The organism is Yoonia ponticola (assembly GCF_014199395.1).
In the GTDB taxonomy this organism is placed as follows: domain Bacteria; phylum Pseudomonadota; class Alphaproteobacteria; order Rhodobacterales; family Rhodobacteraceae; genus Yoonia; species Yoonia ponticola.
The window spans coordinates 41,994-64,421 of sequence record NZ_JACIJM010000004.1 but is presented as its reverse complement, the minus strand read 5'-3'; the positions used below and the strand labels follow the sequence as shown (position 1 = coordinate 64,421).

At 56.2% G+C, this 22,428-nt stretch carries 24 protein-coding genes; 17 read left to right on the top strand and 7 right to left on the bottom strand.

The genetic code is table 11. The annotated features are described in order from the left end of the window. Positions 1 to 6: 6 nt before the first annotated feature. A complete protein-coding gene (locus FHS72_RS07650) occupies positions 7 to 363 on the bottom strand; it encodes a PRC-barrel domain-containing protein (protein WP_183528355.1) in 357 nt (118 codons plus the stop codon). A gap of 152 nt (positions 364 to 515) precedes the next feature. On the opposite strand from FHS72_RS07650, the gene FHS72_RS07645 reads away from it, so the two are divergent. Both FHS72_RS07645 and FHS72_RS18460 read left to right on the top strand, forming a co-directional pair. Then, a complete protein-coding gene (locus tag FHS72_RS07645; protein WP_183527747.1) occupies positions 516 to 2,159 on the top strand; it encodes an FAD/NAD(P)-binding protein in 1,644 nt (547 codons plus the stop codon). A gap of 179 nt (positions 2,160 to 2,338) precedes the next feature. Further along, a complete protein-coding gene (locus FHS72_RS18460) occupies positions 2,339 to 3,670 on the top strand; it encodes a Hint domain-containing protein (protein ID WP_246414574.1) in 1,332 nt (443 codons plus the stop codon). A gap of 77 nt (positions 3,671 to 3,747) precedes the next feature. On the opposite strand, the gene ssb is transcribed toward FHS72_RS18460, so the two are convergent. Continuing rightward, entirely contained in the window at positions 3,748 to 4,269 is a 522-nt protein-coding gene (gene ssb, locus FHS72_RS07635; RefSeq protein WP_183527745.1) for a single-stranded DNA-binding protein, read from the bottom strand. A gap of 167 nt (positions 4,270 to 4,436) precedes the next feature. Here ssb and FHS72_RS07630 point away from each other — a divergent pair, with 167 nt between their 5' ends. After that, on the top strand, positions 4,437 to 5,024 hold the full coding sequence (locus tag FHS72_RS07630) for a lytic transglycosylase domain-containing protein (protein ID WP_183527743.1): 588 nt from the start codon (positions 4,437 to 4,439) through the stop codon (positions 5,022 to 5,024). Here FHS72_RS07630 and FHS72_RS07625 read toward each other — a convergent pair whose 3' ends face one another. Then, positions 5,025 to 5,879, bottom strand: coding sequence for a helix-turn-helix domain-containing protein (locus FHS72_RS07625; protein ID WP_246414572.1), 855 nt, complete (start codon positions 5,877 to 5,879; stop codon positions 5,025 to 5,027). Between the two features lie 64 nt (positions 5,880 to 5,943). Next, on the bottom strand, positions 5,944 to 6,831 hold the full coding sequence (miaA, locus tag FHS72_RS07620; RefSeq protein ID WP_183527741.1) for a tRNA (adenosine(37)-N6)-dimethylallyltransferase MiaA: 888 nt from the start codon (positions 6,829 to 6,831) through the stop codon (positions 5,944 to 5,946). A gap of 148 nt (positions 6,832 to 6,979) precedes the next feature. Between miaA and pyrH the strand changes: the two genes are divergently transcribed. The 13 genes from pyrH to lpxB all read left to right on the top strand — a co-directional run bounded on the left by pyrH (position 6,980) and on the right by lpxB (position 19,152). Further along, a complete protein-coding gene (gene pyrH / locus FHS72_RS07615) occupies positions 6,980 to 7,705 on the top strand; it encodes a UMP kinase (protein WP_183527739.1) in 726 nt (241 codons plus the stop codon). Positions 7,706 to 7,838: 133 nt separating this feature from the next. Next, positions 7,839 to 8,402, top strand: coding sequence for a ribosome recycling factor (gene frr, locus FHS72_RS07610; protein ID WP_183527737.1), 564 nt, complete (start codon positions 7,839 to 7,841; stop codon positions 8,400 to 8,402). A 50-nt stretch (positions 8,403 to 8,452) separates the two neighbouring features. Further along, on the top strand, positions 8,453 to 9,181 hold the full coding sequence (uppS, locus tag FHS72_RS07605; RefSeq protein ID WP_183527735.1) for a polyprenyl diphosphate synthase: 729 nt from the start codon (positions 8,453 to 8,455) through the stop codon (positions 9,179 to 9,181). 1 nt (position 9,182) lies between these two features. Next, a complete protein-coding gene (locus FHS72_RS07600; protein ID WP_183527733.1) occupies positions 9,183 to 9,989 on the top strand; it encodes a phosphatidate cytidylyltransferase in 807 nt (268 codons plus the stop codon). Further along, complete coding sequence (gene dxr, locus FHS72_RS07595; protein ID WP_183527731.1) at positions 9,986 to 11,155, top strand: 1-deoxy-D-xylulose-5-phosphate reductoisomerase; 1,170 nt, start codon at positions 9,986 to 9,988, stop codon at positions 11,153 to 11,155. Before FHS72_RS07600 ends, dxr begins: the two co-directional genes overlap by 4 nt. A gap of 4 nt (positions 11,156 to 11,159) precedes the next feature. Further along, positions 11,160 to 12,494 (top strand): RIP metalloprotease RseP, encoded by a 1,335-nt coding sequence (gene rseP / locus FHS72_RS07590; protein WP_183527729.1) that lies wholly within the window; start codon positions 11,160 to 11,162, stop codon positions 12,492 to 12,494. A gap of 72 nt (positions 12,495 to 12,566) precedes the next feature. After that, positions 12,567 to 12,692 (top strand): hypothetical protein, encoded by a 126-nt coding sequence (locus FHS72_RS18575; protein ID WP_281378288.1) that lies wholly within the window; start codon positions 12,567 to 12,569, stop codon positions 12,690 to 12,692. A gap of 126 nt (positions 12,693 to 12,818) precedes the next feature. Then, on the top strand, positions 12,819 to 15,131 hold the full coding sequence (gene bamA, locus FHS72_RS07585; RefSeq protein WP_183527727.1) for an outer membrane protein assembly factor BamA: 2,313 nt from the start codon (positions 12,819 to 12,821) through the stop codon (positions 15,129 to 15,131). Then, on the top strand, positions 15,131 to 15,799 hold the full coding sequence (locus tag FHS72_RS07580; RefSeq protein ID WP_183527725.1) for an OmpH/Skp family outer membrane protein: 669 nt from the start codon (positions 15,131 to 15,133) through the stop codon (positions 15,797 to 15,799). Before bamA ends, FHS72_RS07580 begins: the two co-directional genes overlap by 1 nt. An 83-nt stretch (positions 15,800 to 15,882) precedes the next feature. Beyond that, positions 15,883 to 16,344 (top strand): 3-hydroxyacyl-ACP dehydratase FabZ, encoded by a 462-nt coding sequence (fabZ, locus tag FHS72_RS07575; protein WP_183527723.1) that lies wholly within the window; start codon positions 15,883 to 15,885, stop codon positions 16,342 to 16,344. Then, positions 16,344 to 17,126 carry an acyl-ACP--UDP-N-acetylglucosamine O-acyltransferase gene (lpxA, locus tag FHS72_RS07570; RefSeq protein ID WP_183527721.1) on the top strand — a complete coding sequence of 261 codons (783 nt, stop codon included), beginning with the start codon at positions 16,344 to 16,346 and terminating at the stop codon, positions 17,124 to 17,126. The genes fabZ and lpxA overlap by 1 nt, the downstream gene beginning before the upstream one ends. Continuing rightward, positions 17,126 to 18,013, top strand: a complete 888-nt coding sequence (locus FHS72_RS07565; RefSeq protein WP_183527719.1) for an LpxI family protein — start codon at positions 17,126 to 17,128, stop codon at positions 18,011 to 18,013. Before lpxA ends, FHS72_RS07565 begins: the two co-directional genes overlap by 1 nt. Continuing rightward, the gene (gene lpxB / locus FHS72_RS07560; RefSeq protein ID WP_183527717.1) at positions 18,010 to 19,152 is read left to right on the top strand and encodes a lipid-A-disaccharide synthase; all 1,143 of its coding nucleotides are present in this window, start codon (positions 18,010 to 18,012) and stop codon (positions 19,150 to 19,152) included. The genes FHS72_RS07565 and lpxB overlap by 4 nt, the downstream gene beginning before the upstream one ends. On the opposite strand, the gene FHS72_RS07555 is transcribed toward lpxB, so the two are convergent. The 3 genes from FHS72_RS07555 to FHS72_RS07545 all read right to left on the bottom strand — a co-directional run bounded on the left by FHS72_RS07555 (position 19,102) and on the right by FHS72_RS07545 (position 22,282). Beyond that, the gene (locus tag FHS72_RS07555; RefSeq protein WP_221235377.1) at positions 19,102 to 20,019 is read right to left on the bottom strand and encodes a DMT family transporter; all 918 of its coding nucleotides are present in this window, start codon (positions 20,017 to 20,019) and stop codon (positions 19,102 to 19,104) included. The two genes, lpxB and FHS72_RS07555, sit on opposite strands and share 51 nt — an antisense overlap. Before the next feature lie 114 nt (positions 20,020 to 20,133). Further along, positions 20,134 to 21,297: an OmpP1/FadL family transporter gene (locus tag FHS72_RS07550; RefSeq protein ID WP_183527715.1), complete on the bottom strand. Its 1,164-nt coding sequence runs from the start codon at positions 21,295 to 21,297 to the stop codon at positions 20,134 to 20,136. Between the two features lie 112 nt (positions 21,298 to 21,409). After that, entirely contained in the window at positions 21,410 to 22,282 is an 873-nt protein-coding gene (locus tag FHS72_RS07545) for a DMT family transporter (protein ID WP_183527713.1), read from the bottom strand. Here FHS72_RS07545 and FHS72_RS07540 point away from each other — a divergent pair. Further along, positions 22,281 to 22,424, top strand: a complete 144-nt coding sequence (locus tag FHS72_RS07540; protein ID WP_183527711.1) for a hypothetical protein — start codon at positions 22,281 to 22,283, stop codon at positions 22,422 to 22,424. The genes FHS72_RS07545 and FHS72_RS07540 overlap by 2 nt on opposite strands. Positions 22,425 to 22,428: the final 4 nt, after the last annotated feature.

The following is a 22,428-nucleotide window of genomic DNA, read 5'->3' as shown; positions in this document are numbered from 1 at the left end:
AATCGCCTAGATCCAGTAATGCGGCACCATGTAATGATCATGCGTGCGCTTTTCCCAATCACGGTCCGCTTGCCAATTATCGGCACGGGTAGGCGCGCCTTTGACGTCGGCCTCTGTGATGTCGGTCACAAAGCCGTTCTTGGCGATGTCATAATGGAGTTTGCTCCAAGGCACGGGATGGTGGTCTTCGCCCATCCCCAAGAAACCGCCGAACCCCATGACCGCATAAGCGACCTTGCCGGACTGTTTGTCGATCATCAGGTGATCAATCGATCCGATGCTTGCGCCGTCCTTGCCGTATACATTTGTGCCATTCACGTCGGACGACGAGACCAGACTTGCGTGTGTAGAATTATCCATCATTTCCTCCTGTGTTTTGGATATGTTCCTCAACGTCTGGTAGGGTGGCTTGGTTCCATTTTCGCGGCGGTGGCGGCGAATATCGGCTGACCCGCATATGTGGAACCAAAGCGCGTATGAGGCGTTCATCTATACTTCTAACTAAAGGGTGAACCATGTCTGCTAGCAATCCCGCGATCAAAGTCGCCTTCATCGGCATGGGGCCACGCGCGCTAGGTGCACTCGAAGCGTTAGTGGAAAATTGCATGGCAAAGAGCCAAGCCATAGCTGTCAGCGTGTTCGACGAATTGCAACTGGGTGGGGCGGGTCCGAATTTCGATCCCGACCAGTCAGAGTTGGGCTTGCTGAATACGCCGATGCGGGCGCTACAGATTGATCCATCACTCAATTTACCCTGCGGTGGATTTAATGACTGGCAGAAAAAGCTGGGCGAGCCGGACAGCGACCGCTTTGCGAGCCGCGCAGAGTTGGGGGCGTATTTAGAGCAACGGTATAGGGATGTGGTGGGCTTGTCCGAGGTTCTCACCGTTACCTGCCACAAGGCCCGCGCCACAGCCCTGCAGCGCGACGGGGATCACTGGCGGGTAACGACCGAGACCGAAGATTACGGCCCGTTCGACGAAATTCTATTGGTACCGGGTCAGCCCCAAACCAAAACCGACGACCAATGGGCGACTTGGGAAGACCATGCAGAGAAACGCGATCTGTGCTGCATGCAGGCTTATCCTGACCGCCACGTGCTAAAGGCGGCAAGCGAATGGAGCGACCGCAAAGTCGGCATTCGCGGTCTTGGGCTATCGACGTTCGACGTGCTGCGCTATCTGACCGTGGGGCAGGGTGGAACGTTTGAGAACGACGCCTACCAGCCCTCTGGGTCAGAGCCCAAATGCATCTACGCCTTCTCGCTGAACGGCCAACCGCCATTCCCCAAACCTGTGGACGGCACGCTTGATCAGCGTTTCGACTTGAAAGACCCCGAAATCGAAAACTTTGTCGCGGCGCTAAACGATGCGGTCGCGGAAGCGCCTGATCAAGCGCTCACCCTTATCTTCGACGCATTGGTACAACCCGCAGCACGCATCGGGTCTGAGATGTTCGCGGGCTACGACGTTGACGACATACGAGAATGGCTCGAGATCGAACGCGACGCGCCCGGCGATCAGGAAACCCACGAGCCAATTGACACTCTGCGCCACGGCATCACGATGGCGGACGGGTCCGCGCCGCCGACGGTCGGCTATGTCATCGGGCAAATCTGGCGCAAGCTGCAAAACGACATTCGCGCGGGCTTTAACAGTGCGGAAAAATCACCCGAGACGGCCAAAGCGATCGTGGGCTTTGATGAAGGTCTGAAGCGGTATTCCTACGGTCCGCCGCTGAGTTCCGCACGCGAGTTACTGGCGCTGATCGACTGCAAACTGGTCAGCCTCGCCGTCGTCGAAGATCCCGATATCGCATTGGTCAGGCAGGGCTGGCGGTTGATCGACGACAAGGCAGCGACGGTTTCGGTCATGATTAACGCGGTCTTGGCGCCACCATCACTGGACAAGATAACTGACCCGATGGTGGTCAAACTGAAATCGGAAAACATCCTACGCGAAACTTACGAAGGGTCCGGCGCACATACCACGCCCGATGGCCAAGTGGTCAACGCAGACGGCGACGTGTCTACGGGGCTGTGCGTGTTAGGCAGGCTGTCACTCGGCAGCGTCATTGCCGTGGATTCCGTGCATGATTGTTTCGGAGCATCCACACACCGCTGGGCCGAAGGCGTCAGCAGCCGGATGCAAAACCGCTAAAACACGCCATTTGGTCAATCAATTGCCACGCGCAGGCCTAAAAACCTAGACGCGTGGTATTTTGTCATTTTTTATTTCAACTTCAACGCAATCTTAAGACCTATTTGAGAGGCTCAGTCAGGAAATTCATCGCAGCGATGGCACGGTTTGGTGGCGTCCTTTGAAAGAGACTGAGACCTATGGCACTTATAGACGTAGCACTCGCGCAACCTGATGTTGTGTTCGTTGATACCACGACGTCACCAGATTTTACCGACTTGGATAATGCCGGCGTCCCGACTGCTGACACGGCCGTGTTCTACGGCAACAGCGGCCTTAACCTGTCGACGGTCGTTGGATCAAATACACTCAGCAACGGCTACACGGTCGCAACAGGCGGCGCCGACCTGATTGTGGACCCGAGCATGCTGGATTTAGGCACGTTCACATCGACGACGCTCATCATTGACGGGGATAGCAGCATCACGTTGAACGCGGGCGGGGTCAGTTTAGCCAGCGTTTTGTCAAGCTTGATGAATAATGCCGTTTTTGCATTCAGCGGGTCTGGCGATGGGGTGCTGACCTATGTGCCGCCGAACCTTGGTCTGCTGGCCAGTACGACAATCAATGTCGAAGAAATGGGCGCGGGCGATCAGATTGTCATACCGATTCCGGGCAATGGATACGTGCTAGAACCGAATGCTTACACCTTGCGAGAATCGGGCAGTTCTTGGGACGGGACCCACCTGACACTGATGAACGGCGATTTTCTAAACCAGATCTTCGTCAACATCGCGATGACACCGGCTGAATACGCTCTGTATTCGGCAAACAAGGCGGCGTATTTGAACGCCGATGGCGCGGATACTTTTACCTTTCCGGGCAATGATGACGCTGATCCAGATTACGAGGTGCCGTGCTTTACCCGTGGCACGATGATCACCACGCCTGATGGTCCGCGTGCCGTCGAAGACTTGGGTGTGGGCGACAAAGTAACGACGCAAGGCGGTGGGATCGAGGAAATCCGCTGGATCAAATCGCGCGCGTTGTCGAAATTAGACCTGCTTATGCATCCAAAGCTTGGCCCGATCCGCATCAAAGCGGGGGCCTTGGGCGAAAACAAACCGACACAAGATCTCTGCGTCTCACGACAGCACCGCATGCTGGTCCGGTCGAAAATCACCGAACGAATGTTCCACGAATCCGAAATTCTGGTCGCAGCGGTGCATCTGCTCGACATGGACGGGATTGAAGTCGCGGATGATTTTGCGGAGGTCGAATATTTTCACATCCTGTTCGACAAACATGAGGTCGTTATCGCAAATGGTGCCGAAACCGAGTCGCTGTATCTGGGGCCGCAAGCAATCAAATGCGTGTCCAAAGCCGCGCGTGACGAGATTTTCACCCTGTTTCCAGAGCTGCGCACCACATCAGACATCATTCCCGACATGGCGCGGCTCATGCCCAAAGGACACAAAGCGCGACGCTTGGTTGAGCGTCATATCAAGAACCGACGGTGTCTGGTCGAATGACCTTATCAGGCCAAAAATTTACCCCCAATCTACACAGTAGAAAGGGGGTAAATGTCATGCGAAGATTTTGTCTCTATTTAAAACGGGATTTCGTCATCCAGATCGGACCGACCACCGCCGCCACCTGAATCGCGACCGCCGCCGCCGCTTGGGCCGCTGTCGTAACCGCTATCGCGGCCGCCGTCGTAGCCACCGCCGCCGCCACCGCCGTAGTTGCCACCGCCACCACCGCCGCCAGCGTTATCGCCGCGACCGTCGAGCATGGTCAGTACGCCGCCGAACCCTTGCAACACAACTTCGGTGCTGTACTTGTCCGCACCGGATTGATCCTGCCATTTGCGGGTCTGCAACGCGCCTTCGATATAAACCTTTGAGCCTTTTTTCAGGTACTGCTCGGCAATCCGCACCAGCCCGTCGTTAAAGATCGCAACCGAATGCCATTCTGTCTTTTCACGACGTTCGCCAGTGTTTTTGTCTTTCCAAGTCTCGGAGGTCGCGATGCGCAGGTTGCACACTTTGCCGCCATTCTGAAATGACCGGACCTCGGGGTCGCGGCCCAGGTTCCCAATCAAGATTACTTTGTTGACCGATCCAGCCATGTCTTACTCCCCAGCGATTCTGCGTATGTGATTTGGCGCAATCTACGGAGGTCTGCGCCGACTTGGTAGCCCGTAGTCAGCACAGATCGCGACTTTCTGAAAAAACTGGCAATTTCTGGAAAAGTGGTTAGGTTCCGCCCATTCGACATAGGGCAAGGCGTCTGCGGATGAAAAAAGTTACAGTAGTTTTAACGACCATTGGCATGTTTGCAGGGTCGGTTGTGTGGGCGGATACCGTGTCGACGAGAACAAGGTCGAATTTGCTACAAAGCCAGTTGTCTGTTTTGGATGGTCGGGCCACGGCGCAGTATTCCAATTCGATCCGGTTGCAGCCGCCGCGTGCGATTGTGCCGTCAGCACAGCCGCAAACCCCTGCGTATATTGGCCGTTACCAAGGTCCGTTCCTCAGCGTTGCGCGTTCCGCTGCACAGCGTTACCAAATTCCAGAGGATTTATTCCTGCGTTTGGTCCAACAAGAGAGCGGCTGGAACCACACGGCTGTTTCGTCAAAAGGTGCGTTAGGCTTGGCCCAGTTGATGCCCGATACGGCCCGCGGTTTGGGTGTTGATCCACGCGACGCGCATCAAAATCTTGACGGCGGCGCACGTTATCTCAAGGCGCAATACGACAAATTCGGCGACTGGCGCTTGGCGCTCGCGGCCTATAACGCAGGTCCCGGCGCGGTCGAACGCTACAACGGCATCCCCCCATATAACGAAACACAGAACTACGTTCGCGTCATTTTTGGCGGCTGACTAGTGGTGTCTGACGGACTTGCCCGCGCCGTTTTTGCGGAAATGCGACGGGGTATGGCCCATTTTCGCCTGAAAACTGCGGGTGAAATAGGCGGCTGACCGAAACCCAAGGTCGCTTGCGATTTGCGACACGGGTGCCGCAGAGTCGCGCAGCATCAAACAGGCTTCATATGTGATCCGGTCGCGCAATAATGATAACGCGGATCGGCCGCAGGTTTGATTACAGCAGCGTGTCAGATGCGTGGGCGTGACCCCAAGGGCCGCTGCGAAATCCGAAACACCTTGCGCCGTTTTGTAATCACGTTCGATCAAATCGGTGTAGGCCGCGACAAGCCGCGCGGCGGTGCCTTCGGTCCGGTCCGTCGCCGTGCGCGCGGGCGACAGGTTCATTTGCCGCTCAAAAAACACCGACATCAGCCCGAGGTGATAATGTGCGGCCCGAGAATGGGTTTGCTGCGACGCTTGTAATTCATGTTCAATCGCTTCGAACATCGCGGCAGCTTGCCGTTGAGCATGCACATCGCGCAGGCGCAAATGCACTGTTTCTTCCGGCCATTCGTCTGCCATGGCTTTCGGGATCGTTAACATCGTGCCAAAAACGCTCGGGCCAGCCTCGTAGCCATACATCACGTGGGCGGGCAAAAAGATCATGTTGTTGGGGCCATACCCGTGGGTCATGCCCGCGACGGTGATCCGGCCTTGGCCTTTGGTGATGAACAACAGACGCGGCGTTGCGTGACTGCGCATCGCTTCGGTGCGCCAACTGCCAGCCAGTTGATTATACGCAATCGGCGCGATGTGTAGCGACGTCGATTGGCTGTGCTTGCGTGTAGGTTGTGTTTTCATCGGTGTCATAACGGCCCCCAAAAGCAGTTATGTGCAAGTCTGCCAATCAAAACCCCTTAAAACAATGGGGGATTCAGGTTCGAAATGTGAAAACTGTGGATAATTCTGTGGATGAAACGGGTATTGTTGTCCAATCGCGCATTCTGGCCCGAAACCACGTGCGTTGCCGTTTGGCGTATTGTCGGGATGCGACGATAGCGGATTCTTTGGCGCGTGCCAGTGACATTTCGCCGTTGAGATGGGCGATTAATTCCGGCGCGCCGATGGCTTTGGATGACAGATGTGCGGGGTCCCAAGTGGGCAACATCGCGGCGGCCTCAACCAATGCGCCAGCGTCTAACATCATGCCAAAGCGCTGTGTGATACGCGGTGTGAGCCATTCTTTGGGCGCGTCCATGACCAGCGCCGTAACATCCGCCAGCGGCAAAAGCGGGGCAGGCGTGTTGTCTTGCCAGTCGGCCAAGCTGCGGCCCGTCGCCGTCAAAACTTCCCAAGCCCGCTGCACCCGCACTGGATTTTGCGTGTCGATCCGTGCGATAGTCTCGGGGTCCAGTTCGGCCAGCAGATCGCGGTAATCAATCGCATCGGCTTGAGCGCGAATAGCGGGCGGTGTGGGCGGAATATCCGCTAACCCTTGGGTGAGGGCCGTCATGTAAAGCCCTGTTCCGCCTACAATAATAGGTCGTTCGCCTTGCAATAACGGGGTCACATCACGCAGCCAATGCCCAACCGAATATTCCGCATCAAACGGGACGTGACCGTATAGCGCATGCGGGGCGCGCGCGAGGTCTGCATCATCGGGTCGCGCCGTCACAATCCGCCAGCCGTCAAACACTTGTAATGCGTCGGCATTGATAATCACGCCACCTTGGGTCTCAGCGATATGCAACGCCAGCGCAGACTTGCCCGATGCCGTCGGCCCCGCGATCACCACAGGTTTATCTTTGTGAATGGATATCATGTCGGTCGCATATGCCTTTCCGGGCGCGTCTGTCTTTGGTGAACAGACCCTATCAGGCCAAATCGCCCACTTGGGCATTGTAGCCAAGCTGTTTTTGGGACATTTTGCGCAAAGTTGAAAGACACGCATCGAGAATAGGGGCATCATCATGGCGGACACCGGAAAAACAGCTTACAAAAGGGTAATGCTGAAAATATCGGGCGAGGCCCTGATGGGCAACACGGCTTTTGGTCTGCACCCGCCAACTGTTCAGCGTATCGCCAAAGAGGTCAAGACGGTCCACGATATGGGCGTCGAAATCTGCATGGTCATCGGTGGCGGTAACATTTTCCGCGGTCTTCAAGGCTCAGCCCAAGGGATGGAGCGCACAACAGCCGACTACATGGGCATGCTCGCCACGGTGATGAACGCGCTCGCAATGCAATCCGCGCTTGAGGAACTGAACATCCACACCCGTGTGATTTCCGCGATCACCATGAACGAAGTGGCCGAACCGTACATCCGCCGCCGCGCCGTGCGCCACCTTGAAAAGAAACGGGTGTGCATCTTTGCCGCCGGAACTGGCAACCCGTATTTCACCACAGACACCGCCGCGACCCTGCGGGCCAACGAGATGAACTGCGAAGCGATTTTCAAGGGCACCAAAGTTGACGGCGTCTACGACAAAGATCCGGCGAAACACGCCGATGCAAAACGCTACGACCGTGTCAGCTATGACGAAGTGTTGCAAAAGCACTTGGGCGTGATGGATGCGTCCGCGATTGCGCTGGCGCGTGACAACCATTTGCCGATTGTTGTGTTCAGCTTGGACGAGCCGGGCGGCTTCCGCGGTATCCTTGCGGGGACCGGAACATCGACGGTTGTACACGACTAACGTGCAACTTTGAGCCAGAACTTGCGTATCTGTCATAGGGTGTACAAGGTTGCATCCTATACAGGTTCCGTTTTTTAACGTATGAGCAATAAAACCATGCGGGGCAAAAGCCCCAGAAGTAAGAGCAGAAAACATGTCAGACGATTTTGAACTCGATACCGATGATCTTGGCCGCCGTATGGACGGCGCGATTGCAAACCTGCGCGTGGAACTGTCTTCGCTGCGCACCGGCCGCGCGTCCGGCTCTATGCTGGAACCTGTGATGGTTGACGCCTACGGCTCTATGACACCGATTAACCAAGTGGGTACGGTGAACGTGCCAGAACCACGGATGGTCACGATCAACGTGTGGGACAAAGCCCTTGTTGGTAAAGTCGAAAAAGCGATCCGCGAAAGCGGCTTGGGCATCAACCCACAGCTGAACGGCACGATCATCATGCTGCCGATCCCTGAACTGAACGAAGAACGCCGCCGCGAGTTGGGCAAAGTTGCTGGCAACTACGCCGAAGGTGCGCGCGTGTCCGTGCGGAACCTGCGTCGCGACGGTATGGACCAGATCAAAAAAGCCAAGAACGACGGCATGTCCGAAGATGACCAGAAATTCTGGGAACAGACGGTGCAGGAATTGACTGACAAATACATTAAGTTGGTCGACGAAACCGTTGAAACTAAACAAGAAGAGATCATGCAGGTTTAAGATCGACCCGTCTGATCCCACCCGAGCATTCACTGGAAGGAGGCCACAAGATGGCCAAAGACCTCACCCCCGATCATGTTGGCCCTGGCCACGTTGCAATCATCATGGATGGCAACGGCCGTTGGGCGCAACAACGCAACCGCCCGCGGCTATTCGGCCACCATGCGGGTGCGAAACGGGTGCGTGAAATTGTGAATGCTTGTCCTGATATCGGCGTGAAATATCTGACGATTTTTGCGTTTTCGACCGAGAACTGGAAACGGACACAGACCGAAGTTTCCGGCCTGATGCGCCTTTTCCGGCGGTATATCGAACGTGAAGCACGCGATTTGCTGGCTGAAGGTGTGCGTGTGCGTTTCATCGGTGATCGCATGAAACTGGACGCGAAACTTGTCACGCTGATGGATAATCTCGAACTGCTGACGTCGCACAACGACCGTGTACATCTGACCATCGCGTTGAACTACGGTGGCCGCGACGAGGTCACACGTGCTGCGAAAAAGATGGCGTTTGAGATAGAGCAGGGCCGTTTGACCCATAAAGACGTCGATGCGGAAACGCTGGCTAAGTTCTTGGATACGCAATTCCTGCCGGACCCCGATTTGGTCATTCGCACCAGCGGTGAAGCGCGGATTTCAAACTTCCTTCTGTGGCAATCTGCCTACGCCGAATACGAATTTATCGATACGTTGTGGCCTGATTTCAGCGCCGAAGAATTTGGCAAAGTTGTCGGCAACTTTGGCAGCCGCGAACGTCGTTACGGCGCGGTTTCTGCGTAATATGTCCGAGAAACCATCCGTCCTACCCGCCAAATGGGATGATCTGACCGTTCGGATCACCTCTGCCGTTGCGATGACCGTCGTTGGCGCTATTGGCGTCATTTTGGGCGGTCATTGGTTCCAGATGATGGTGGTCTTTGTGACCGCCGTGATGGTCTGGGAATTGTGGATGATGATCCGCCCTGAATCGGCCACCTCTGGCATGTTGTTGGCCGCCTTGCTTGCGTCTGTGATGTCAGGGCAGTTGCACGACGAGACGTTGTTCGCGATTGTGCTATTCTTGGTGGTGCCGTCAATCGGCGCGTTTTATCTCAAGAAAGAACGCCTGACATTCTTTTGTTTTGCCTTGGGAATTCAGCTTGCGGGCTGGGGGCTAGTCCATTTTCGCGCAGACTACGGGTTCACGTGGATATTGTGGCTCATTCTCGTCGTGATCGCCACAGACGTGTGCGGCTACTTTGCAGGTAAGACATTCGGCGGTCCAAAATTCTGGCCGTCGATCAGCCCGAAAAAAACATGGAGCGGCACGTCAGCAGGTTGGCTCGGTGCGGGCGTCGTGGGCTTTGTCTTTATCATGTTCACCAACGCTGGCTGGTCCATCGTCTGGATTTCGATGGTCCTGAGTTTCGCGAGCCAAATGGGCGATATCGCCGAAAGCGCGCTGAAACGCCGGATGCGGGTCAAGGACAGTTCAACCTTAATCCCCGGACACGGCGGCTTGTTTGACCGCTTTGATGCGTTGCTCGGGGCGGCATTGTTCATGCTGCTGGTGGCCTATGTGTTCAACGTCCCCGGAGTAGCCTTTTGAAAACTGTCAGCGTTTTTGGGGCGACAGGATCAATCGGCCAAAATACCATCGATTTGATTAAGAACGACCTGCAATCCTTTGATGTTGTTGCATTAACGGGCGGTCGCAATGTGGCGCAACTGGCCAAAGACGCGATTGATTTGCGGGCTGATATCGCAGTGATCGACGATGTGTCGTGCTACGGCGACCTCAAAGATTTGCTCGCGGGATCAGGGGTTGAGGCCGCATGTGGATCGGATGCGATTGTCGAGGCCGCGAAACGGCCCTGCGATTGGGTCATGTCCGCGATTGTGGGTGCTGCTGGTCTTGCACCGGGGTGGGCGGCGCTAGAGCAGGGCAAAACGCTGGCGCTCGCGAACAAGGAATCTTTGGTCACAGCGGGCCCGATCTTGTTGGCGCAGGCCACGCAACACAACGCCACGATCCTACCTGTCGACAGCGAACATTCCGCTGTTTTTCAAGCACTTATCGGCGAAGACATCGCGACCGTCGAACGGATCATCATCACTGCATCGGGCGGCGCGTTCCGTGATTGGCCGCTGGCTGATCTACCCAAAGCATCGCTTGCGCAGGCGTCATCCCATCCGAATTGGGACATGGGCCAGCGCATCACCATCGACAGCGCATCTATGTTTAACAAAGCGATGGAGCTGATTGAAACCAAAGAGTTTTTCGGCGTTCGCCCCGACCAGATCGAGACGATTATCCACCCCGAAAGCTTGATCCACGCGTTGGTCGGATTTAACGACGGCGCATTGATGGCGCATGTCGGCCCGCATGATATGCGGCACGCGATTGGCTTTGCGCTGAATTGGCCAGAGCGTAAAAAACTGCCCGTTGAACGGCTCGACCTTGCGAAAATCGGATCGCTGACCTTCAAAGCCCCCGAATCCGCCCGCTATCCCGCCTTGAAAATCGCACGCGATGTGATGGACGAGGGCGGCTTGATGGGCGCGGCCTTTACTGCGGCGAAAGAACACGCGCTTGACGGCTTTATTGCGGGTGACATTGGGTTCATGGATATGGCACCTGTGGTCGCAGAAACGTTGAACACTATGACGTCTCGTGATGGGCTGAAAAATGTCAAAATGACATTGGATACCGTCAACGAGACAGACACGCTTGCCCGAATCCGCGCGGGTGAAGCCATCAAAACACTGAGGTAATCTTTTGGACCTGACGCAAATTTTGCCTGCCCTTGGCGGTACGGCTTGGACATTGATTTTCTTTGTGATTGCCCTGTCGGTGATTGTCGCGATCCATGAATATGGGCATTATATCGTGGGCCGCTGGTCTGGTATTCATGCCGAAGTGTTCAGCCTCGGCTTTGGTCCGGTGGTCTATGCGTGGACGGATAAACACGGCACGGTCTGGCAGATCGCGTCATTGCCGTTTGGCGGGTATGTTAAGTTTTTGGGTGATGCGAACGCGGCCAGTGTTGGTTCTGACGGCAGCGTTTCTGACGCCGACATGCGCCGCACCATGACAGGCGCGCCCTTGTGGGCAAGGGCCGCGACCGTTGCTGCGGGTCCGATTTTCAACTTCATTCTCGCGATTGCGATCTTTGCGGGCTACCTGATGTGGCAGGGCACAGACCGCACGCCGTTAACCTATGGATCAGCGCCAGATCTGCCGGCGATTTACCAATCAGAGTTGCAACGCGGCGATGAAATCATGGCCATCGGTGGCATTCCGATGAACGACGATGATGTGTCAACGGGCACAACCGACGACATTCCTGTGTCACCGACTGTCGATTATGACATCGTCCGCGATGGCGTTGCGATGACCGTCACTGGCCCGTTCCCGATTTTGCCGCTGGTCAGTGGTGTCGCCCCGCGTTCTGCCGCTGATGATGCTGGTATTCGCATCGGCGACTTTATCATGGCAGCGGACGGCGAGCCGATCGTCGCATTCCGCGATATTGTGGCGGCCAAAGATGCAGCAGGCGAAAATCCGCTGGAATTGACTGTTTTGCGCAATGGCGAAACCCTGACATTATCGATGGCGGCGCGGCGCGTTGACTTGCCTTTGCCCAGTGGTGGCTTTGAGCAGCGTTATTTGATTGGGATCAACGGCGGTTTGTTCTTCGAAGCAGAGCGCGATTCCGTTGGCCTGTGGACCGCACTTAAGGCTGGCACCCAGCAGTTGTGGAACCGGATCACCGTGTCATTGTCCGGTTTGTGGCAGCTTTTGATCGGCGGCATTTCCAGCTGTAACCTGTCTGGTCCCGTCGCTATTGCCCAAACATCAGGGTCATTGGCGCAGCAAGGGGCAGGGAGCTTTGTCCTGTTTATCGGCATCTTGTCTGCCGCTGTGGGCCTGTTGAACCTGATGCCAATTCCTGTTTTGGATGGTGGGCACCTTGTTTTTCACGCCTACGAGGCCGTGACACGTCGCAAACCATCCGAATTCGCATTGCGCGTTTTGATGTCGATGGGCGTGGCGATCATCGGGTCGTTGATGGTGTTCGCATTGCTGAACGATCTATTCCTTTGCCCCTGAGCGGTCACACGGCTGCCCAGATATCGCCTTAATTCAACGTTAGTCATTTGTCAGCTATTCAAGGAGTGACACATGCAAACGATTGCCCAAGGCTACAAAAGCGTCTCCCTACTGGTTGAACTCAACTGGGACCGGATTTTGACGACTGCGACTGTGATTGGATCACTTTACGCCGGCGCATACATCATGCTCGCCTAACCAAGACCGCAAAATGATGTGGTTTATTAATGAACGCGCCCCTAGGGGTGCGTTTTGTGGTTTTGACAACCATGCGCGAACAGGATACCCATCTGGACAATAAACATAGCCAGAGCGGACAGTCGAATGAACCTGAAAACGGGGTATGCCTTAGGGCGGAGCACTTCATTATTGCGCACAGTTGCAGTTGTGAGTTTTGTAGGGGCTGTCAGCGGTGTAGCTGGTCCTACTCAGGCGCAGAATTTTGCATTTAACGACGTAGCGATCAACGGGAACCAGCGGGTTGCCGATGGGACGATCCTGACCTTCGCAGGAATTGCACGCGGTGAACAAGTCACGGCAGGATCGGTGAACGACGCTAGCCAGCGGATTCGCGAATCTGGTTTGTTTTCCGAGGTGAATGTCCGCACGCAAGGCAACACGCTTGTCATTGATGTGGTCGAATTCCCAACCGTGAACCGCGTGAACATCGAAGGCAACTCGCAAGTCCGCGATGCGCAACTGTTGTCCGTCGTCCGTTCAGAGCCGCGCCGCGTTTACACGCCGACGCAGGCCGAAGCTGACACCGCCGCGATCACCGAAGTTTACGCGAGCCTTGGCCGCATTAACGCCGTTGTAACCCCGCGCATCATTCCGCTGTCAGACAACCGCGTCGATCTGGTGTTTGAAGTTGTCGAATCCGGTCTGACCGAAGTTGAACGTATTGCTTTTGTCGGCAACCGTAACTTCTCTGAATCGCGTCTGCGTCGTGTGCTGGAAACCAAGCAGGCAGGCATTCTGCGCCAAGTGATCACACGCGACACATTCGCCGCTGATCGTGTGGCCGTGGATCGCCGTGTTTTGACGGATTTCTACCAATCACGCGGCTATGCCGATTTTCAGGTGCAAAACGTCGATGTGGCCCTGACCCGTGAGCGCGATGCGTATCTGATGACCTTCAACGTGCAAGAAGGGCAGCAATTCAAATTTGGCAATATTTCTGTCAGCAGCGCCATTCCTGAAGCCGACGCCGAAGTCTTCCGCGCCGCGTTGAAAACACGTCCCGGTGCCGTTTATACGCCCGTATCCCTTGAAAGCGATATTTCGCGCTTGGAACTGCTGGCGACACGCATGGGCATCAACTTTCTGCAGGTTGAACCACGTATCACCCGCGATGACCGCAATTTGCAACTGAACGTCGAATTTGCACTGGTGCGCGGCGAGCGTATTTTTGTGGAACGCATCGACATCGAAGGTAACAGCACGACGCTTGACCGTGTGATCCGCAACCAATTCCGCGTGGTCGAAGGCGACCCGTTCAACCCACGTGAAGTCCGCGAATCTGCGGAACGTATCCGCGCGCTTGGCTTTTTCCAGAACGCGGCTGTGAATGCCCGCGAAGGGTCAGGTCCAAACCAAGTGATCGTTGACGTGGACGTCGAAGAAGGTCCAACCGGATCGCTGTCCTTTGGTGCGAACTATAACACTGACGTGGGGCTCGGACTGCTTGCCAGCTACGGCCAGGACAACTTCCTTGGACGCGGGCAAAGCTTGGACGTGCAGGTATCGACTGCCGAAACCAACCGCGTGTTGAGCCTTAGCTTCTCAGAGCCGAACTTTTTGGGCCGCGATCTGCGGGCCGGTTTTGCGATGAACTACGGCACAACCGACAACGAAAACGCGAACTTCGACACTGAATCCTTCACCTTGCGCCCGTCGCTGAACTTTCCTGTTAGCGACAATGGCCGCCTGTCGACTTACTATTCCTTCAACTACGAAGACCTGACTGACGTCTCCACAACCGTCAGTGAAATTATCCAAGAAGAAGCAGAGCGCGGCGCGGTTTCCACTAATTCCGTCGGCTACACCTACAGCTTTGACAGCCGCCGCGCTGGCATTGATCCGGTGACAAGCTACGTGTTCCGCTTTGGTCAGGAATTTGGCGTTGGCGACAGTAACTTTGTCAAAACCACAGCGCTCGCTGCGGTAGAAACCCAAGTGCTGAGCGAAGAAGTCACACTGCGCGCCACCATCGAAGGTGGTAGCCTTGATTATGCGGATAACGACAGCCGCGTCACTGACCGCTACTTCCTCGGCTCGCGTTTGATGCGCGGCTTTGATGCAGGTGGGATCGGTCCACGCGATGCCGACACTGGCGACGCATTGGGCGGTAACAAATACGCAGTTGCACGGCTTGAAGCCGAATTTCCGCTTGGTCTGCCAGAAGAATACGGCGTGTCCGGCGGCTTGTTCCTCGATCACGGCTCGGTCTGGGACGTGGGCAACACCTACAGCGCTGACGTTTTGTACAACGACTTTACGGCGCGGACTGTTGTGGGGGCTACGATCTTTTGGACCACACCCATCGGCCCGCTGCGCTTTAACTTCACCGAAGCGCTCGACGCCCAAGATGAGGACGAGACCAAATCGTTCGACGTGACGATCTCGACATCCTTCTGATGCGTGGTTTCATTGGCATGTGTGTGCTGGGGGCGTTTACCGCTTTGAGCACACCTGTCGCGGCGCAAGATCAGACCGTCGTTTTGCCGTCACCGATCATGGTCGTGGACTTCGAACGGGTGTTTGTTGAAACGCTTTACGGGCAGCGTATTGCAGAAACCGTGTCCCAAGAACGCGAGCGCGTGCAAGCCGACAACGACCGGATTGCGGCCGAATTGCTTGCCGAAGAAACAGCCCTGACCGAAGCCCGCGCCACGATGAATCCCGTCGCATTTCGCGCCGCTGCCGAGGCGTTTAACGAGCGTGCGCAATCGGTGCGGTCTGACCGCGAGATTGAACAAGACAAGCTGGTGCAGCTGCGCGATTCAGAGCGGTCCCAGTTTCTGGAACGGATCAGACCCATCGTGCTGGCCTTGATGCTGGAACGCGGGGCCGTCGTGGCGATGGACCGCCGTGCTGTGATTCAGGCAATCGGTAGCGCGAATGCCACCGAAGATGCGGTTGATTTGATTGATAAAACCCTCGGTGATGGTGCCATGCAACCCGACGAGCGGCCAACGCTGCGCCCGATGGAAGACACCAGCACCACGCCAGACGACGTGGAGGCGCCGATTGTGCCGCCCATTGTCGCGGATGACGTGTTACCCGACTTGCCGCAATCTGAGTGACTGGGTAAACAGGTGTTTAAGCCGAACGCGGTGCCACCCGATTGCACCCAAGAAAATACCAAGACCAACAAGGAATTTCCACGATGTCCGAGACCCCAACAAGCGCCGACATTCAGCTGATCCAAGCGATCCTGCCACACCGGTATCCGTTCTTGCTTGTGGACAAAGTGCGCGACATCGACGGGACGTCTTCGGCCGTTGGCATCAAAAACGTGACCATGAACGAGCCGCATTTTCAGGGCCATTTCCCGGGCATGCCAATCATGCCGGGTGTCACAATTGTCGAAGCCATGGCGCAAACGGCGGCCGTGATGGTCGGCACATCGCTTGGCCTGACCGAAGGCAACCTGCTGGTATATTTCATGGGCATCGACGGCTGCAAATTCCGCCGCAAGGTAATTCCGGGCGACGTTCTGGAAATGAAGATCGAAACCACACGCGGCAAAGCGGGCGGAAAAGTCTGGAAATTCAAAGGCGTGGCAACCGTTGACGGCGAAATGGCCGCAGAAGCCGAATTTACCGCAATGATGGACATGCAAGGTTAATGGCGGGCATTCACCCCAGTGCTGTGATCGCAGAAGGTGCTGTCATCGGGCCTGATTGCGAGATCGGGCCGTTCTGTGTTGTCGGTGCTGACGTTGTTTTGGGGCGTGCTGTCACGCTGAAAAGCCATGTTGTACTGGACGGTGACACGCATATCGGTGACGAAACGGTCGTGTTTTCCTTCGCCGTTCTTGGCGAAATCCCGCAGGATTTGAAATTCGACGGCGAGAACACCAAGCTGCGGATCGGGGCGCGTAACCGCATCCGCGAGCATGTGACGATGAACACAGGCACCACGGGTGGTGGCGGCGTGACGGTAATCGGCGACGACAATCTGTTCATGGCGGGCTGTCATATCGCGCACGACGCGCAGGTTGGTGATCGTGTGATTGTGGTGAATAACTCTGCAATCGCAGGGCATTGCGTGCTCGAAGACGACGTGATCGTTGGCGGGTTGTGCGGTGTGCATCAATTCGTGCGGATCGGCAAAGGCGCTATTATCGGCGCGTTGTCGATGGTCACATCTGACGTCATTCCGCATGGTTTGGTGATGGGACAACGCGGCGAATTGGACGGGCTTAATCTGGTCGGTCTGAAACGCAAAGGTGTGGCGCGTGGCGATATCACGGCGCTGCGTGCGGCGTTCCAGATGCTCAAAGACGGTGAAGGTACGTTCCACGACCGCGCCGAAAAACTACGTGACGAAAGCGACAGTGCGTATGTGCAGGATATGGTCCGCTTTATCCTTGGGCACAGCGACCGTGGCTTTCTGACGCCGAAATAATGCTGGCACTGATTGCAGGTACGGGCGATCTGCCAGCGGTGATTTTATCGCGCGTGGACGGGCCTGTTGTGACCTGTGCACTGCATGGATTTTCGCCATCTATTGATGTGGAAATTCCGTTTCGTATTGAACACTTAGGCAGCTTTCTTAATGTGCTGCGTGAACGTGGTGTGACCGACATTTGCATGGTCGGCGCTATCCGTCGTCCGCCGATTGATCCGTCTGAAATCGACGCCGCGACCCTACCGCTCGTGCCGCGTATCCAAGCCGCGATTGCCAAAGGTGACGACGGTGCGCTGCGCGAGGTCATCGCGATTTTCAACGACCACGGCTTCGCGATCAAAGCGGCGCATGACATCGCGCCAGACCTGCTACCAGCCCCCGGATTCCCGACCAAAGCACAGCCGTCCGACTGGCACTTGGCGGACGCGGCAGAAGGCGAACGCACCATCGCTGAAATGGGCGCGGGCGACATTGGCCAAGCCTGCATCGTGCGGATGGGCCAAGTCGCAGACCGCGAAGATGTGGACGGCACTGACGCGATGCTGGCCCGTTTCCACGAAGACTATATCAAACCTGAACCGGACACCGTTCTCGCCGCCCTCCACCAATCTATCGGAAGTATGTTGGAAAACATCACCGGCAGCGCGGCTGATCCGGTCACAGCCGACGACGGGATTTTGTTCAAAGCGCCGAAACCGACCCAAGATCGCCGCGCCGACCTGCCGACAATCGGATTCCAGACCGCGATGGGCGCCGCCGAAGCGGGGCTCGCGGGCATCGTGATCGAAGCCGACGGCGTATTGGTTCTGGATCTCGACAGCGTGGTCGAGACATTAGACGCGCAAGGCATGTTCCTGTGGGTGCGCCCGAAAGGTGCGCTATGAAAGTGTTCATTATCGCAGGCGAGGTCTCTGGCGACAAGCTGGGCGGTGCATTGATGGCTGGTCTGAACAGCCTGACGGACGTGCAATTCGACGGCGTCGGCGGTCCTTTGATGCAAGAACAAGGGCTGAATAGCCGTTTCCCGATGGATGAACTTAGCGTCATGGGGCTGGCCGAAATACTGCCTAAATACAAGGCCTTGAAGGCCCGCGTTCATCAAATGGCGCTAGCCGTGATCGACACGAAACCCGACGTTTTAATCACAATCGACAGCCCTGATTTCTGCCTGCGCGTCGCGAAACTGGTCAAGGCGCAATGTAACGTGCCGACGATCCACTACGTCGCCCCAACCGTCTGGGCGTGGCGCTCTGGACGTGCTGCGAAAATGGCAAAACACATCGATCACGTGCTGGCCCTGTTCCCGTTCGAGCCGCCATTGATGCAAGCCGCAGGCATGACCTGCGATTTCGTCGGACATCCGGTGGTCGCCGAACAGATCGCCACCGACGCCGAAGCGGCGGCATTTCGCGACCAACATGGCGTGACCGGACCGCTGATTTTGGCGCTGCCAGGGTCACGTAAAGGCGAGGTTACACGATTGGCCACACGTTTTGGCGACGCATTGGGGCAGGTGGCGCAGGCCCATCCGAATGCCACAGTCGTGGTACCATGCGCGGGGCCAGTCACCAGTTTGGTGCGTGAACTCACGCAAATCTGGCCTGTCACACCGCTGCTGATCCCCGCCCAAGCAACCGCCACCAAACGTGCCGTATTCCGTGCCGCAGACGTGGCCTTGGCGGCGTCGGGCACCGTGTCGCTTGAATTGGCCGCGAACCAGACGCCGATGGTGATCGGCTACGATATGGCGTGGCTGTCACGGATCATCATCAGCCGGATGTTGAAAGTCGATACCGTGACGCTGGTCAATCTCGTGTCGGAAACCCGCGTTGTCCCCGAATTTGTGGGCAAAAATTGCGACGCGGATGCGATGGCTAAGGCGATGATCGACGTGCTGGCGAACCCCGCCTCACAGCTTGATGCAATGCGGGTCACGATGGACAGATTGGGCCTTGGCGGCGAGGCACCGGGCCTACGTGCGGCCCGTTCCGTGCTGGCGACGCTTGAACAATCTCCCGTCTAGGATAATCAGCCCGCAAGCCAATATTCCAAAGCCAAAATAAGACCTTACAGGCAGTTCTTCACCTAAAACAACAGCACCCAGAATGATCGCAACTGGGGCGACCAGCAAGGTGCAGAGCATCAGGTTTCCGCTGCCTGCCATTGTCAAAACGCGGTAGTACAACAGATAGGCGACGGCGGTTGCAATCACCGCATAATAGGCAATCGCGGCCCATGTCGCGGGCTGTAGGTCCATACGGATCGGCCCTTCGATCAGGATCGCGGCGGGGATCGTGATGATGCTTGATCCGGTGAGCATGCCGGCGGCGGCGATCTGTGGCGACAAGCCCGACAACTGTTTCTTGGCCCAAACACCCGCCAGTGCGTAGCTGATGGTGCCGCCGATCACGGCTAATTGCCCGAGGGAACGTAGATCAAAGCTGCGAAATGCGTCCAACCCAATTGCAGTGGCGACCCCGACAAAGCCTATAATCACGCCAATTGCGCGGCGCGGTGTCAGCCTTTCGTCGGCAAAGAATACGGCAGCGGCAATCACCCCGAAAATCGCTGTGGATGCGTTCAGGATCGACGTGAGGCCGGTTTCAATATGCAGTTGGCCCCATGCCATTAAGGTAAACGGGATGACGTTGTTCAACATTCCCATGACCAAAAACGCGGCCCAAATGCGGATGCCGCGCGGGATCGACATGCGCCGGATTAAGGCGACCGCCCAGAGGATCAGCATCGCCCAACCGGTACGATGTGCCACGGACGTCAGCGGGCCGATTTCGTCCAATGCGACGCGCACTGACAAGAACGATGCGCCCCAGATCAAGGACAGCAACGACAGTTCGACCCAAGCACGTGCGGATAAGGTTTGTTGTTTCATAATATACACTTATGAGATGATGCTCACCGCCAAAGCAATCCGGAACATGCGGTTTTGAAACGAAAAAGCCCCGCCGCAGAACGGCAGGGCTTTGTTTTGTAAACTGTGGCCAGCTTAGAACTGGTAGCCAACTGTCAGGCCAAGCCCGATTGCATCGTTGTCAGCAAATTCGACGCCAGAATCGTCTGTCGCTTCGCCAAGTTTGATGTACTCAAGACCGCCAGTGAATTTGACGTTGTTGTAGGTGTAAGACCCGCCAATGCCGAATGCTGTGGACCCGTCAGTTGGGGACAGACGAGATGCAACGCTGCCGTTACCGTCCTCGTATGTGACCCGTGCAAAGACGGACAGGTCTTCGTTGATCTGGCGACCAACACCCAGACGGAATGTTGTCACGTCGTCGTCGATACCTGTGACGCGGTCGTTTGTCAGGGCTTCGTAGCCATTCGGGCGGACTTCCCAGACGGACCATTCTGCCCAGCGGATCGAACCGAAGACCAATGTGTCGGCTGCAACACCTGTTTGAAAGTCGAGTGTCACGGATTGTGGCATTTCGATCTCAAAATCAGATGTTCCGCTGACGGATGGCACGGCAAGCACGGATTCTGTCCCTGCGAACTTGTGCTTATATCCAGTTTCATAGGTCAAAGCGACGCGAAGGGCGATTTCCGGACGCTCGTAAGCGGCACCAAGAATATAGCTGGTTTCGCGGCTTGCATCGGTTTCGGCTGTGTAGCCAAGCGTTCCGGCTGGCGCGCCGCCAGCAAGTGCTGCTGCTGTTGCGTTACCTGCGGCACCAGCATCGCTTAGGCCCTTACGGATCAACGCGTCTGGAATGGCGATATCGGCTTCTGATTCGACGCTGCGAATCCCACCAAATACAGAGATATTCGGCGTTGCTTGGTATTTCAGAACCAGTGCGATTTGGCTGCTTTCCCAATCTGCGGACAGACCGGCGTAGACACCGTCTGGATAGTCAGCATTTGCGCCGTAAGGCTGGTTCAGGAATAAACCGACGTCGAATTGGTCATTCAGTTCGTATTTCAGTGCAACGCTGGCAGTGCTGTAGTCTTCTGACATGTTGCCAGTAGAACCGCCGCCCAAAGCCGCCGGGTAATCGCCGGATACGTCAGGCTTTACAGATGAGAAGGACAGCGCAACGTAAGTGCCTTCTTCAAACAGTACTGAATAGCCGTTGCCGCCGCGCTCGATTCCGCCAGCGGTTGCCGCTGTCGTTGTGAGCATCAAAGCCGCTGTCAATTTAAGTGTGTTCTTCATGTCTCCGTCCCTGTCATGAAAGTGTCTCCCTGCAACGAGCCTAGGGACGGATTGCCGCATGCGTCAATTAATGACGCGGCGTCAGACATTTATGACCCCTCTACCGATGCATTTAAGCACTACGTAGGGTTGCACGATTTTGCAGGGTTATGTTCATATAATTGGCCCCGAAAATGATGAACGCGCCGACGAAAACCCAGATATCCAGCGCCTCTTTGTACATCAGCATTCCGACGATCGCGATTGTCGGCAGACGGGCAAAATCGATCGGCATGACGACATTTGCGGGCGCAAGTGACAATGCCTTGGTCAGGCAGAAATGCGCCAAAAGCCCTACGCAGCCTATCAGAATGACCCAAAATACTGCCGCCCCAGTGGGCGCAGTCATCTGACCATCATAGCCCGCGCAGACCAAACCAAAGACCAGTTGCGTGGCCGTCAGGAACATCAAAATCGTGGTGATTGTCTCGGTCCGTGTCAGCTTGCGGGTGAGGATCGCGGTTAACGCGAACGCCACCGCACAGCTTGCCGCCGCGATGATGCCGGGGCTGATTGCTGCCGGATCGGGGCGGGCCACAATTAGCACGCCGACAAAGCCAAACAGGGCCGCGAGCACGCCAATGCACGTGATTCGTTCACCCAACAGCAGCGGCGCCAAGAGAATCACCCAGATTGGCGTTGTGAATTCGAACGCGAAAACCTGCGCCAGCGGCAGCACGGTGATCGCGTAAAACCACAGGTTCTGTCCGGTGAAATGAGCCAAGTTGCGCAGGCTGTGCAATTTCCAGCGCGTGAGCGTGATCTGCCCCCAAGCGCCTGTTGCCGTGACGAGCGTCACCATGATGACAATGCCCGTCAGGCTGCGAAAGAACATGATCTCGAATGTGTCCAACGTCGCACTGACTTCACGGCCAGCCACGGCCATCAGTGTGAAGGACACGATGGACCCGATCATCCAGAATGCAGCGCGCAGGGTATTCGACATGACTTGGTCCTTTGAGATGCTGCGTGGACCTCTGATTGGTGTCACGGCTCTGCGCACCGTAATTTCGCAGGTGCAGGGACGCAATATGTGGATGCCACAAACGCAAACAGCGCAAGGCGATTGCCCTGCGCTGATATTTTAGATGA